This window comes from Pseudomonas sp. NPDC089569 (assembly GCF_050280625.1).
GTDB lineage: Bacteria > Pseudomonadota > Gammaproteobacteria > Pseudomonadales > Pseudomonadaceae > Aquipseudomonas.
Window position 1 is genome coordinate 56,295 of the sequence record NZ_JBNNVQ010000021.1, and the last position, 14,244, is coordinate 70,538.

The following is a 14,244-nucleotide window of genomic DNA, read 5'->3' on the forward strand; positions in this document are numbered from 1 at the left end:
CTATCACGCTTCCGTGTTCATGAACCCTCTTCATGAACCATGCTCGTGATAGCATCCGCGCCTATGAAGTTTCCAGGAAGAATTACCAGTGGCGTGCTCATGCTGATAACCAGCTGCGCGGCGCTGGCGCAAAGTGAATTGGATGTTCGGATCAAGCCGTCCAACGATGAACTCAAGGCCAATATAGAAGGCTATATCGGCAGCCTTGGCGATCGTGACGAAGCGGCCTTGTTGCGCTTCAGTCGTGGCGCCGAGGAGCAGGCGCGCAAGGCGGCCCAGGCCCTGGGTTACTACCAGCCGCAGATCGACAGCAACGTGAAGGGCGGCAAGACGCCGCGCCTGATACTCAATGTCGACCCCGGGGAACCTGTGCATCTGCGCAACGTCACCATCCGCATCGATGGTCCGGCGGCCTCCCTCAAGGCGTTTCGTGTGCCCAAGGGCCATGCGCTGCAAACCGGCGCAGTGCTCAATCATGGCCAATACGAAGATGCCAAGCGGCTGATCCAGAATCAGGCGTCGCGGTACGGTTTCTTCAATGGTCGTTTTACAAGTTCGAAACTGTCGGTCGATCCACGCGCCGGTGTGGCCGATATCGAGCTGATTTATGACAGCGGCCCACGTTACGCCCTGGGCAAAGTCAGTTTCGAAGGCGATACGCCATTCGATGAAGAGCTGCTGCAACGCATGGTGCCGTTCAAGGCAGGCACACCCTACGACTCCGAACTGATCGCCGAACTCAATCAGTCGCTGCAATCGAGCGGGTATTTCGAGGGTGTACGGGTGGACGCCGCGCCCACTGCCTCCAAGGACGATGTGATTCCCGTGGACGTCAAACTCGAGACCCGCAAGCCACGGACCATGGGGCTGGGCCTTGGTTTCTCCACCGACGTCGGTCCACGGGTAAAGGCCAACTGGACCCGGCACTGGGTCAACCCGCAGGGGCACAGTTACGGTTGGGAGACCGAAATCTCGGCACCACGGCAAAACGTCGGCTTGTTCTACGACATTCCCCTGGACCCGCCGCTGACCGACAAACTGCGTTTTGCCGGGGGGTATCAGAACGAGGATATCGCCGGCACCGACACCCGCAGCAAATTGCTGACCCTTGGGCCGGAATGGCACAGCAAGTTGCCCAGCGGCTGGCAACGCGTGGTCTCGCTCAAGTGGCAGCGCGAGGAATATCAGCTCGGCGACGACGCCGGACTCAGTACCCTGTTGATGCCAGGCGTGAGCTACTCGTACCTCAAAAGCGACAACCGCATCGACCCGCACAACGGCTATCGCCTGCAATTTGAAACCAGAGTGGCCAAGGAAGGACTGGGTTCGGACAACAATTTGCTCTACGGCACCGCATTGCTCAAAGGCCTGACCACGGTGTTCGACAATCATCGTTTCCTCGGTCGGGTGCAGGTCGGCGGCAGCGCCACCAACGGCTACAAGTCGGTGCCGCCGTCGCTGCGCTTCTTCGCCGGTGGCGACCAGAGCGTGCGTGGTTATGACTATCAGAGCCTGTCGCCGGAAAACAGCGAGGGCGACCGCATTGGTGGTCGCTATATGGTCGCTGCCAGTGCCGAATATCAATATTCCATTGCCGAAAAATGGCGGGTAGCGACCTTCATCGACCAGGGCAATGCCTTTAATACGCTGGATTTTCCTAATCTCAAGACCGGGGTCGGTATTGGTGTGCGCTGGGTTTCGCCGGTGGGGCCGATCCGCCTCGACCTGGCCCATGCGCTGGACGACGACGGCGGTATCCGCTTGCACTTTTCCATGGGGCCCGAGCTGTGAAGCGTGGTTTGAAAGTAACACTGCTGGCCATCATTGCACTGTTGATGCTGCTGATCGTGGCGTTGGCCACGGTGCTGGGCACGGCAACGGGCAGTCGCTGGGCGCTTGGGTTCGTACCGGGGCTGAGCCTGGACAATTTCCAGGGTCGCCTGGGCGGGCAGTGGAGTGCTGACCGTGTGCTGTGGCAGCAGGACGTCAGCCGCGTCGAGTTGAATCAGGTGATTTTCGCCTGGTCGCCGCTGTGCCTGACACGCATGACTGTGTGCATCGAGCAGTTACAGGCCGATGAGGTCAGCCTGCAATTCCCGCCCGGCAAAGAAGAGGCCAGCAGTGGGCCGATCAGCCTGCCGAATCTGCAATTGCCCGTCGCACTGGAACTGGGCGACGTGCGGGTCGGCCGCTTGCTGTTCAACGGCAGTGAACAGCTCAAGGGCCTGCAACTGGCCGCGCACTGGACTGCACAGGGCATGCAGATCGACGCGGTGAAATTGCAGCGCGACGATCTGAGCCTGAACCTGTCGGGTCATTTGCAGCCGGGTGGCAACTGGCCGCTGAGCGCTGAAGGGCAGTTGATCCTGACGACGCCCGAACCCTGGACGCTGGCGTTGAAGGTGCAGGGCGACCTGCTCAAAACCCTGGCCCTGAAGGCCGACAGCAGTGGTTATCTGCAAGGGCAATTGAGCGGTGAACTGCAACCGCTGGCAGAAAACCTGCCGGCCAAGGTGCGCATCACGGCCGATGCGTTCAAACCGGTTGCGGACTTGCCGGACACCCTGCAACTCAACCAGGTGGAGATCACCGGCGAGGGCGACCTGAAAAACGGCTATGCGGTGCTCGGCAAGGCCACGTTGCCGGCCGAACAAGGCCCCGTCGCGCTGATGCTACAGGGCAAGGTCGACGCCAGCGGCGCGCAGATTGCCGCGCTGGACCTGACGGCCAGCGACAAGCAGAGCCTCAAGCTCACCGGGCAACTGGACTGGAGCAAAGGCTTTGGCGCGGATGCGAAAGTCGCCTGGCTGGACTTCCCCTGGCACCGTCTCTATCCGCTGATCGATGAACCGCAGGTGGCCTTGCGCAAATTTAACGGTGAGGTCTCCTACACCGATGGCAAGTACCTGGGCAACTTCGACGCCGCACTGGACGGCCCGGCAGGTGCATTCAGCCTGACCAGCCCGTTCGCTGGCGATCTGACGAAAATCTATCTGCAACAGATTCAGCTCATCGCCGGTCAGGGCAAGGCCGAAGGGCATCTGAACCTGCAATTTGCCGACGGTATCGCCTGGGACACGGCGCTGGACCTGTCGGCGATCAACCCGGCGTATTGGGTCGCGGAACTGCCGGGGATCCTCGCCGGACCGTTGCGCAGCAAAGGCGAGATGAAAAACGAAAAGCTCAGTCTGAATGCCGATCTCGACCTGAAAGGCAAACTGCGTGGCCAACCCGCCATTCTGCAGGCCAAGGCTGATGGCGGTGGTGAACAGTGGAACCTGACTGCGTTGCAGATCCGCCTGGGTGACAACAGCATCAATGGCAAAGGCAGCTTGCAGCAGAAGCTTGCCGGGCAGATCGACATCAAATTGCCGCGCCTGGCCCAGCTCTGGCCGCAATTGCGTGGCCAGGTCAACGGTCGGGTCGACGTTGCCGGCACGTTGAAGGCTCCGCAGGGCAAGCTCGATCTGCAAGGCTCGCAACTGGCCTTCGCCGATCATCGTCTGCAAAGCCTGAATCTGGATGCCACACTCGACAGCGCCCAACGGGCGAAAATCGACCTCAAGGGCAGCGGCATTCAAACCGGTGATACTTCGCTCGGCACACTGACCGCCAGCGGTCAGGGCGATATGAAAAACCAAAAGCTGAGCCTTGATCTGCAAGGACCCAAGCTGAAGCTGGCCCTCGGGCTGGATGGCGCGCTGGACAAGGGCAATTGGCGCGGGCGACTGGCCAGCGGCGATATACAGGCCGGTGGCCAGGACTGGAAGCTGCAAGGTCCGGCCAGACTGGAACGGCTGGCGGACGGCAAGATCAACTTCGGCGCCCATTGCTGGGTGTCCGGCTCGTCCAGCCTGTGCGGTGAGGATCAACGCCTGATGCCCGAGCCGAAGTTGCGCTGGCACCTTCGGCAGTTCCCGATCGACAGTCTCGCGCAATGGCTGCCCAAGGATTTCGCCTGGCAGGGCCGACTCAACGCCGATGTGCAACTGGACGTGCCGGCCAGCGGCCCGAAAGGCCTGATCAGTATCGATGCCGGCGGCGGCATGTTGCGGATCAAGGAAAAGGACCAATGGCTGGATTTCCCCTACCAGACCCTGAAACTCACCAGTCAACTCACGCCCAAACGCATCGACACCGACCTGAATTTCGTGGGCGGCAAGCTCGGTGAACTGATGGTGCAGACGCAGCTCAATCCATTGCCGAAGAACAAGCCGTTGAGCGGTTCATTCCGCTTGAGTGGCCTGGATTTGTCGGTGGCACGCCCGTTCGTGCCCATGGTCGAGAAACTGACCGGGCGCTTGAACGGCAGCGGCACGATTTCCGGCGGATTGCTGGCGCCTCAGGTCAACGGCAATTTGCTGCTCAGCGACGGTGAGGTATCCGGGCCTGAGTTGCCGATGGAGATACAGGCCTTGCAGTTGCAGGCGATGATCGTCGGGGAAACCGTGCAGCTCAATGGCGGCTGGAAAAGTGGCAAGACCGGACAGGGCAGCTTGAGCGGCAATATCGCCTGGGGACAGGCGTTGGTGGTGGACCTGGCGCTCAAGGGAACGCAGTTGCCGGTCACCGTCGAACCCTACGCCAAGCTTGAGGTAGCGCCGGACCTGAAGATCTCGATCAAGGACGACAAACTGGCGGTGGCCGGCAAAGTGCTGATCCCCAGGGGGGATATCACCGTTCGCGAGTTGCCGCCGTCGACGGTCAAGGTTTCCGGCGACACGGTGATCGTCGGCCAGCAGACCGAAGAGGGCAAGCCACCGATGGCCACGGTCATGGACATCGATGTGGTGGTCGGCGACGACAAGCTGAGTTTCGCCGGGTTTGGCCTGACGGCGAAACTGCAGGGCCATGTACACATCGGCGACAACCTCGACACCCGTGGCGAGCTTTGGCTCAACGACGGGCGTTACCGGGCCTACGGCCAGCGCCTGACGGTGCGTCGGGCGCGGTTGCTGTTCGCCGGGCCGATCGACCAGCCTTACCTGGATATCGAAGCGATCCGCCAGACCGATGATGTGATCGCGGGTATTCGCTTGAGCGGCAGTGCCGAGCAACCGACCACGCAGATTTTCTCCGAGCCGGCCATGAGTCAGGAGCAGGCCTTGTCCTACCTGGTGCTGGGGCGTCCGTTGAGCAGCAACGGCGAGGACAACAACATGCTGGCCCAGGCGGCGCTCGGTCTGGGCCTGATGGGCAGTTCCGGGGTGACCGGCGGCCTGGCGAAGAATCTGGGTATCGAGGATTTCCAGCTCGACACCGAAGGCAGCGGCAACACCACCAGCGTGGTGGCCAGCGGCAACCTCTCGGAAAAGCTCAGCCTGCGTTATGGCGTCGGCGTGTTCGAACCGGCCAACACCATTGCCTTGCGCTACAAACTCAGCAAAAAGGTCTACCTGGAGGCCGCCGGCGGCGTGGCCAGTTCGCTGGACATCTTCTACAAGCGGGATTTCTAGAACCCGTTCCTCTCTCTATTTGCAGCGCCCCCATCGCGAGCAGGCTCGCTCCCACAAGGATCACCTTGGACCCTGTGGGAGCGAGCCTGCTCGCGATGGGGGCGCAGCGCCATCACAAAACCCGACACCTTTGGTCAAGTATTTGCCAAGCAAGCTAACTATTCCATTGACATTCGCTGCCTAGGCAGTAACATCTCGACATACATTCACTGCCTAGGCAGCTAACTGGTGTTCAGATGAAGCATTTCACTCCGGAAAACTTCCACAATTGTCATCTCGGCCTGCTGATCGGGCGCGCTGCGCTGCTCAAGGACCGGATCATCGACACCCACATGGAACCCCATGGCATCACCGCGGCGCAGTTCAAGGTGATGATCATCATGGCCCAGTTCGGCGTCGACTCGCCGGGCGAGCTGTGTCGGCACCTGTCCCTGGACAGCGGCTCGATGACGCGCATGCTCGATCGCCTGGAGCAGAAGGGTTTCCTCGCCCGAGAGCGCTCTGAAGCGGATCGCCGTCAGGTGCGGCTCGTGCTGACGGAGGAGGGGCAGAAACTGGCCGATCTCCTGCCTCACATCGGCGCCGATGCCATGAATGAACTGGCCGGTGCCGTCACCCCGCAAGAACTGAAAACCCTGGAACAGATCCTGAAGAAAATTTTGCTGGCGGCCGGTGACTCGATCACCTTGCTGCGGGTAGGTGGCAACGATGAAGAGTAAAACCCTGCGCACCGGTCTGAGCCTGGTGCTGTTGGCCATGACACTGGCCGGTTGTGCCAGTTACAGCGGCCTGACCACTGAAGGTGTCAGCCTCGATGCGAAAAACCTCAAGGCCGGGCAATCCCTGGGCGGCATGCCGTTATCGCCGGCGGCCTGGCCGAAAAGTGACTGGTGGAAAAGCCTTGGCGATCCTCAGCTCGACGGCTTGATTCGCGAGGCGCTACGCGACAGCCCCGACATGCAGATCGCCGATGCCCGCGCTCACCAGGCCAATGCCGCGGCCTATGCCGCCGATGCCGCGCGGATGCCGACCCTCGATGCCAGCGCCGGTGTCAGCCGGTCTCGACTGGCCCGCGACCAGGACCCGCGAGGCGAGGGCGATGCCTACGCGACCGTGCGCAATCTGGGCGCAAGCTTCAATTACAACTTCGATCTCTGGGGTGGTCAGCGTGATGCCTGGGAGGCCGCGTTGGGGCAGGCCCGTGCCGCTGAAGTCGATCGGCAAGCCGCGCAGCTGACCTTGGCCGCCGACGTCGCCCGTGCCTACAGCGACCTGGGACAGGCCCATATCGTTCACGACCTGTCCGCCGAAGACCTCAAGCGCACCAGACAGATGCTCGATCTCAGCCAGCGCCGTCTCAGTGCCGGGATCGACAGCCAGTACCAGTTCCAGCAGACCCAAAGCCTGGAAGCGACTTCCCAGGCCAATCTGATCGACGCCGAAAAACGCCTGCAAAGCGCCAAAATCGCGCTGGCCGTGCTGCTTGGCAAAGGCCCGGATCGCGGCAATGAAATCGCCCGGCCGAACATCCTGCAACCCAGTGCGGTGGCGTTGCCGTCGGTGCTGCCGGCCGAGCTGCTCGGTCGTCGTCCGGACCTTGTGGCCGCACGCTGGAGGGTCGAAGCTGCGAGCAAGAACATCGACGCCGGCAAGACCCGGTTCTATCCCAACTTGAACCTCAGTGCCGCGGCCGGTGCCGAATCTCTATTGGGCGATGCGATGTTTGGTTCGGCCAGTCGCTTCTTCAACATTGCCCCGACCATTTCCGTGCCGATTTTCGACGGTGGCCGCCTGCGTGCCGATCTTGATTCGCGCGACGCCGACTACGACCTGGCGGTGGCGCAGTACAACAAAAACCTGGTCAAGGCGCTGGGCGATGTCAGCGACAGCATCAACCAGCTACGCGATATCGGTCGGCAGATCGCTGCCCAGCAGCACGCCACCGACATTGCCCAGGACTCCTACAACACTGTGGTCCAGCGGTACGGTTCCGGCATCGGTAACTACCTGGACGTGCTCAGCATCGAGCAGCAGTTGCTCCAGGCCCAGCGTCAGCTGGCCAACCTGAATGCCGAGCAGATCGACCTTTCGATCCAACTGATGCAGGCGCTGGGCGGCGGATACCAGCCTGAGGCCATCGCCTCGGCCGGTGTCTCTTCAAGCAAAGCCGCGCCAGCCACGCTGACCCACTAATTCAAGGTATTTGTCATGGCCACTGCCGAAACAACCCCAACTGCAGAAAACACCCAGGGCAATCCCAACTCTGGCAAGCGCAAGTTCATGTTGCTGATCCTCGCCGCCGCCGTCGCGCTGAGCGGTGCCGGTGTCTGGGGCTATCACCAGTTCTACGGTCGCTTCAGTGAAAGCACCGACGACGCCTACGTCAACGGCAACGTGGTGGAAATCACGCCGCTGACCACCGGTACGGTCGTGAGCATTGGCGCCGATGATGGCGATCTGGTCCACGAAGGTCAGGTGCTGGTGAACTTCGACCCCAACGACGCCGAAATCGGTCTGCAAAGTGCCCAGGCCAACCTGGCCCGTACCGTGCGCCGTGTGCGCGGCTTGTACAGCAATGTCGATGGCATGAAGGCCCAGGTCAACGCGCAACAGGCCGAGGTGCAGAAAGCCCAAGACAACTTCAACCGCCGCAAGAACCTGGCCGCCGGCGGGGCGATTTCCCAGGAGGAACTGTCCCACGCCCGCGACGACCTGACCTCGGCGCAAAATGCCCTGGCCAATGCCCGCCAGCAACTCAAGACCACCAGTGCGCTGGTGGACGACACCGTGGTCTCGTCACACCCGGACGTGATGGACGCCGCGGCGCAGGTGCGCCAGGCCTACCTGAACAATGCCCGCAGCACCTTGATCGCGCCGGTCACCGGTTATGTGGCCAAGCGTACCGTGCAGCTGGGCCAGCGGGTGCAACCGGGCACAGCGCTGATGGCGGTGATTCCGCTGGATCAGCTGTGGATCGACGCCAACTTCAAGGAAACCCAGTTGCGTGACATGCGCATCGGTCAACCGGTGGAAATCGAGACCGATCTGTATGGCAGCAACGTGAAATTCAGCGGGACCGTCGACAGCCTCGGCGCCGGGACCGGTAGCGCGTTTGCCTTGCTGCCGGCGCAGAACGCCACCGGTAACTGGATCAAGATCGTGCAGCGGGTGCCGGTACGGATCCATGTCAGCGCCGAGGAACTGGCCAAACATCCATTGCGCATCGGCCTGTCGACCATGGTCGATGTGAACCTGCGCGACCAGAGCGGCCCGGTGCTGGCGCAACAGCCGCCGCAAAAGGCTTCGTTCAGCACCAGCGTGTATGACCGCCAGTTGGCCGAGGCCGACGCCATGATCACTCAGCTGATTCACGACAACAGCGCCGCGGTCAGCAAGACCGCGCAACGCTGATCACACCGACCTTGTAGGAGCGAGCACGCTCGCGATGGACGCCAACGATAACGCGGGCAGCCTGACACCCAGCGGTGTCTGGTCCTCCATCGCGAGCGTGCTCGCTCCTACAGGGTTATCGGCGCCAATCAGGTTTCAAAGGATTCGCGATGAGCAATAACGCGTCTTTCACGCCGCCCAGCCTGGTGCTCAGTACCATTGGTCTGTCACTGGCGACCTTCATGCAAGTACTCGACACCACCATCGCCAACGTGGCCTTGCCGACCATTTCCGGCAACCTCGGCGTGAGTTCCGAGCAGGGTACCTGGGTGATCACCTCGTTTGCGGTGAGCAACGCCATCGCCCTGCCGCTGACCGGTTGGCTCAGCCGGCGCTTCGGCGAAGTGAAACTGTTCGTCTGGGCGACGCTGCTGTTCGTGCTGGCGTCGTTCCTGTGCGGGGTTTCGACCTCCATGCCGGAGTTGGTGGGCTTTCGGGTGCTGCAAGGGGTGGTGGCAGGACCGCTGTACCCCATGACGCAAACGCTGCTGATCGCCGTCTATCCCCCGGCAAAACGGGGGATGGCGCTCGCGCTGCTGGCGATGGTGACCGTGGTGGCACCGATTGCCGGGCCGATCCTCGGGGGCTGGATCACCGACAGTTACAGCTGGCCATGGATTTTCTTCATCAACGTGCCGATCGGCCTGTTTGCGGCGTGGGTCGTCGTGCAGCAGATGAAAAAGCGCCCGGTGGTCACCAGTCGCCAGCCGATGGACTATGTCGGCCTGATCGCCTTGATCATCGGTGTGGGGGCGTTGCAGATCGTTCTCGACAAGGGCAACGATGCGGACTGGTTCGAGTCGAGCTTCATCATCATCGGCACGGTCATTTCCGTGGTCGCCCTGGCGTTTTTCGTGATTTGGGAAATGACCGACGAGCACCCGGTGGTGAACCTGCGGCTGTTCGCCCATCGCAACTTCCGCTACGGCACCATCGTGTTGATTCTGGGGTACGCCGGGTTCTTCGGCATCAACCTGATTCTGCCGCAGTGGTTGCAGACACGGCTGGGCTACACCGCGACCTGGGCCGGGTTCGCCGTGGCACCGCTGGGCATCCTGCCGGTGCTGTTGTCACCTTTCGTCGGTAAGTATGCCCCGCGATTCGACATGCGGGTGCTGGCGGGCGGTGCGTTCCTGGCCATTGGCCTGAGCTGTTTCATGCGTGCCGGGTTCACCAATGAGGTGGACTTCCAGCATATCGCCCTGGTGCAACTGTTCATGGGCATCGGCGTGGCGCTGTTCTTCATGCCGACCCTGACCATCCTGCTGTCGGACCTGCCACCCCACCAGATCGCTGACGGCTCGGGCCTGGCCACCTTCCTGCGGACCCTGGGCGGCAGCTTCGCGGCATCGTTGACCACCTGGATCTGGATTCGTCGCGCCGACCAGCACCACGCCTATCTGACCGAAAGCATCACCAGCTATGACCCGGCAACCCGTGAAGCGATGGCCCATTTGGGTGGGGCAGGGGCCAAGGCTTACACACAGCTGGAACAAATGGTGGTCAGCCAGGCCTACATCATGTCCACCGTGGATTATTTCACCTTGCTGGGCTGGATGTTCATGGGGCTGATCCTGATCGTATGGCTGGCCAAGCCGCCGTTTACCGCGAAGGCGGGGCCGGCGGCCTCGGCCGGCCACTAAACACCACTGCGCTCCCACGATCGATCGTTCCCACGCTCTGCGTGGGAACGCCTCAACGGACGCTCTGCGTTCGGCTTTCAATACCGGGACGCGGAGCGTCCCTGGCTGCATTCCCACGCGGAGCGTGGGAACGATCATCTGTAGGAGCGAGGCTTGCCCGCGAACCTGGCAGCGCGGTGGCGGTTAATGGAGGGGCGCCGCCAATTGAGGTGGTGGCGTGAAGTCGAAAGGCGCCAGTGCATAGCCCTGTTCATCCACCTGCAACGCCCATCCCTGCTTGTCCCAATCCCCCAGCACCATGCGCCGGGCGGCCTGTTCGCCGATCTGCAACTTGTGGATGGCCGGTCGATGGGTATGGCCGTGGATCAGGGTTTTCACGCCGTATTGCTGCATGATCCGCGGAATCTCTTCGGGCGTGACATCGACTATGTCATTGGCCTTCATCCGTGTTTGCGCGCGGCTTTCACTGCGCAGCTTGCGCGCCAGTTTATGCCGTGTGCCCAAGGGCAGGTTACGCAGGATGAACAGGCTCACGGGATTGCGCAGGTAGCGACGCAGCTTCATATAGGCTTCGTCGCGGGTGCAGAGGCTGTCGCCGTGCATCAGCAGCACCGGTTCGCCATTGAACTGCACGACACTGGGATCCTTGAGCAAGGTGCAGCCGGCCGCTTTGCAGAAGGCCTTGCCGAGCAGGAAGTCGCGATTGCCGTGCATCAGGAAAATGGCCGTGCCGCTGTCGCTCAAATCGCGCAGGGCCTGGCAGATGGAACGCTGGAAGGGGGTCATGGCGTCGTCGCCAATCCACACCTCGAAAAAGTCGCCCAGAATGTACAAGGCACTCGCCGAGCGGGCGCGCCCGGCGAGTAAATCCAGAAACGCCCGGGTGATGTCCGGGCGCTCCTCTTCCAGATGCAAGTCTGAAATCAGCAGTATCACTCAATGATCTCGGCTTTCTCGATGATCACGTCGTCGCTTGGAACGTCCTGGTGACCCGCCTTGGAACCGGTGGCAACCTTCTTGATGCTGTCAACAACGTCGGTGCCGGCGGTCACTTTGCCGAATACCGCGTAGCCCCAGCCCTGGACGTTCTTGCCGCTGTGGTTCAGGAAGCTGTTGTCGGCCACGTTGATGAAGAACTGCGCGGAAGCCGAATGCGGCTCCATGGTGCGGGCCATGGCGATGGTGTACTTGTCGTTGGAAAGACCGTTGTCGGCTTCGTTCTGGATGCTTGGACGCTTGTCTTTCTTTTCCTTCATGCCTGGCTCGAAACCGCCGCCCTGGATCATGAAGTTACCGATGACACGGTGGAAAACGGTGTTGGTGTAGTGACCGGCTTTGACGTACTCGACGAAGTTGGCCACGGTGATCGGAGCCTTCTCGGCGTTCAGTTCCAGGACGATGTCGCCATGGTTGGTGGTCAGTTTGACTTGGGTCATGATTACTACTCTGTCGGGGAATTCGTGGGTTTCGGACATTTGATCCGACAACCGGTTCAGCCTGTTTCGGCCAAGGTGCGCAGTTTAGCGCGACACAGACGAATTTCGAGGCTGTTTTTCATTTGCAGCCGATTAAATGCAACGGTTTTCGGGCCTGCACTGTCGGCGGCTCGGCGGCATCGGCTATGATAGCGGCTTTGTTTTGTCCGGCTGTGTATTACGGCCATGCACCTGTATGCCAAGGATCCTATGAGCAAGCCCACTGTCGACCCTACCTCGAATGCCAAGACCGGCCCCGCCGTGCCGGTCAACTTCCTGCGGCCGATCATCCAGGCAGACCTGGACTCGGGCAAGCACACCCAGATCGTCACCCGTTTCCCGCCTGAGCCCAACGGCTACCTGCACATCGGCCACGCCAAGTCGATCTGTGTGAACTTCGGCCTGGCCCAGGAGTTCGGCGGCGTCACGCACCTGCGTTTCGACGACACCAACCCGGCCAAGGAAGACCAGGAATACATCGACGCGATCGAGAGCGACGTCAAGTGGCTGGGCTTCGAATGGGCTGGCGAAGTGCGTTATGCGTCGCAATACTTCGACCAGTTGCACGACTGGGCCGTCGAGCTGATCAAGGCCGGCAAGGCTTACGTCGACGACCTGACCCCCGAGCAAGCCAAGCAATACCGGGGCAGCCTGACCGAGCCGGGCCAGAACAGCCCGTTCCGCGACCGTTCGGTGGAAGAGAACCTGGACTGGTTCGCCCGCATGCGCGCCGGTGAGTTCCCGGACGGCGCCCGCGTGCTGCGTGCCAAGATCGACATGGCGTCGCCGAACATGAACCTGCGCGACCCGATCCTGTATCGCATTCGTCATGCCCACCACCACCAGACCGGTGACAAGTGGTGCATCTACCCCAACTACGACTTCACCCACGGCCAGTCGGACGCCATCGAAGGCATCACCCACTCGATCTGCACCCTGGAGTTCGAAGGTCACCGTCCGCTGTATGACTGGTTCCTCGACAACCTGTCGGTGCCGGCGCATCCGCGTCAGTACGAGTTCAGCCGCCTGAACCTGAACTACACCATCACCAGCAAGCGCAAGCTCAAGCAACTGGTGGATGAAGGTCACGTCAACGGCTGGGACGACCCGCGCATGTCCACGCTGTCGGGTTTCCGTCGTCGTGGCTACACACCGAAATCGATCCGCAATTTCTGCGAAATGATCGGCACCAACCGTTCCGACGGCGTGGTCGACTTCGGCATGCTCGAATTCAGCATCCGCGACGACCTCGACCAGAGCGCACCGCGCGCCATGTGCGTGTTGCGCCCGTTGAAAGTCGTGATCACCAACTACCCGGAAGGCCAGGTCGAGAATCTCGAGCTGCCTTGCCACCCGAAAGAAGACATGGGTGTACGCGTATTGCCGTTCGCCCGCGAGATCTACATCGACCGTGACGACTTCATGGAAGAGCCGCCAAAAGGCTACAAGCGCCTGGAGCCGGCCGGCGAAGTGCGTCTGCGCGGCAGCTACGTGATCCGTGCCGATGAGGCGATCAAGGATGCCGACGGCAATATCGTCGAACTGCGTTGCTCCTACGATCCGGATACCCTGGGCAAGAACCCTGAGGGCCGCAAGGTCAAGGGCGTGATCCACTGGGTCCCGGCCGCCGCCAGCGTCGAGTGCGAGGTGCGTCTGTACGACCGCCTGTTCCGTTCGGCGAACCCGGAGAAGGCCGAAGACGGCGCCACCTTCCTGGACAACATCAATCCTGATTCGCTGCAGGTACTGACCGGTTGTCGTGCCGAACCCTCGCTGGGCAATGCACAGCCGGAAGACCGTTTCCAGTTCGAGCGCGAAGGCTACTTCTGCGCGGATATCAAGGACTCGAAACCGGGCGCCCCGGTATTCAACCGTACCGTGACCCTGCGTGATTCGTGGGGCCAGTGATTTCGCGTCAAGGACATAACGTGCTTACGATCTACAACACGCTCACCAAGAGCAAAGAAGTCTTCAAGCCGCTCGATGGCAACAAGGTGCGCATGTACGTGTGCGGCATGACCGTGTACGACTACTGCCACCTGGGCCACGGCCGCTGCATGGTCGCGTTCGACCTGGTGACCCGCTGGCTGCGGTTCAGCGGGTACGACCTGACCTACGTGCGCATCCACCGGCGGCCCCTGGAAGCGCCGGGCTTCGAAGCCGAACCAGACGATGGCCGTCAACACCAGGAAACCAATGGTGATGTACAGCGCCCAGTCG

Annotated in this window: 9 protein-coding genes and 1 pseudogene; 8 read left to right on the forward strand and 2 right to left on the reverse strand. The window is 61.5% G+C overall.

Features of this window, described 5'->3' with window-relative positions; translation table 11 throughout:
• Positions 1 to 63: 63 nt before the first annotated feature.
• From ACQKP2_RS12090 to ACQKP2_RS12115, 6 genes are all read left to right on the forward strand, one after another.
• Entirely contained in the window at positions 64 to 1,791 is a 1,728-nt protein-coding gene (locus ACQKP2_RS12090) for an autotransporter assembly complex protein TamA (RefSeq protein ID WP_427576640.1), read from the forward strand.
• Positions 1,788 to 5,456, forward strand: coding sequence for a translocation/assembly module TamB domain-containing protein (locus tag ACQKP2_RS12095; RefSeq protein ID WP_427576642.1), 3,669 nt, complete (start codon positions 1,788 to 1,790; stop codon positions 5,454 to 5,456). The genes ACQKP2_RS12090 and ACQKP2_RS12095 overlap by 4 nt, the downstream gene beginning before the upstream one ends.
• Before the next feature lie 236 nt (positions 5,457 to 5,692).
• On the forward strand, positions 5,693 to 6,175 hold the full coding sequence (locus tag ACQKP2_RS12100) for a MarR family winged helix-turn-helix transcriptional regulator (RefSeq protein ID WP_427576643.1): 483 nt from the start codon (positions 5,693 to 5,695) through the stop codon (positions 6,173 to 6,175).
• Positions 6,165 to 7,649, forward strand: coding sequence for an efflux transporter outer membrane subunit (locus tag ACQKP2_RS12105; protein WP_427576644.1), 1,485 nt, complete (start codon positions 6,165 to 6,167; stop codon positions 7,647 to 7,649). Before ACQKP2_RS12100 ends, ACQKP2_RS12105 begins: the two co-directional genes overlap by 11 nt.
• Positions 7,650 to 7,664: 15 nt before the next feature.
• Positions 7,665 to 8,867: an efflux RND transporter periplasmic adaptor subunit gene (locus ACQKP2_RS12110; RefSeq protein ID WP_427576645.1), complete on the forward strand. Its 1,203-nt coding sequence runs from the start codon at positions 7,665 to 7,667 to the stop codon at positions 8,865 to 8,867.
• Between the two features lie 149 nt (positions 8,868 to 9,016).
• Positions 9,017 to 10,549: a DHA2 family efflux MFS transporter permease subunit gene (locus tag ACQKP2_RS12115; protein WP_427576647.1), complete on the forward strand. Its 1,533-nt coding sequence runs from the start codon at positions 9,017 to 9,019 to the stop codon at positions 10,547 to 10,549.
• A gap of 183 nt (positions 10,550 to 10,732) precedes the next feature.
• On the opposite strand, the gene lpxH is transcribed toward ACQKP2_RS12115, so the two are convergent.
• Positions 10,733 to 11,485 carry a UDP-2,3-diacylglucosamine diphosphatase gene (gene lpxH / locus ACQKP2_RS12120; protein ID WP_427576649.1) on the reverse strand — a complete coding sequence of 251 codons (753 nt, stop codon included), beginning with the start codon at positions 11,483 to 11,485 and terminating at the stop codon, positions 10,733 to 10,735.
• Complete coding sequence (locus tag ACQKP2_RS12125) at positions 11,482 to 11,985, reverse strand: peptidylprolyl isomerase (protein WP_427576650.1); 504 nt, start codon at positions 11,983 to 11,985, stop codon at positions 11,482 to 11,484. Before ACQKP2_RS12125 ends, lpxH begins: the two co-directional genes overlap by 4 nt.
• A gap of 249 nt (positions 11,986 to 12,234) precedes the next feature.
• On the opposite strand from ACQKP2_RS12125, the gene ACQKP2_RS12130 reads away from it, so the two are divergent.
• Together ACQKP2_RS12130 and ACQKP2_RS12135 are read left to right on the forward strand one after the other, a co-directional pair.
• Positions 12,235 to 13,932 (forward strand): glutamine--tRNA ligase/YqeY domain fusion protein, encoded by a 1,698-nt coding sequence (locus ACQKP2_RS12130; RefSeq protein ID WP_427576652.1) that lies wholly within the window; start codon positions 12,235 to 12,237, stop codon positions 13,930 to 13,932.
• 20 nt (positions 13,933 to 13,952) lie between these two features.
• Positions 13,953 to 14,244: pseudogene (locus tag ACQKP2_RS12135) on the forward strand (hypothetical protein); the annotation flags it as partial.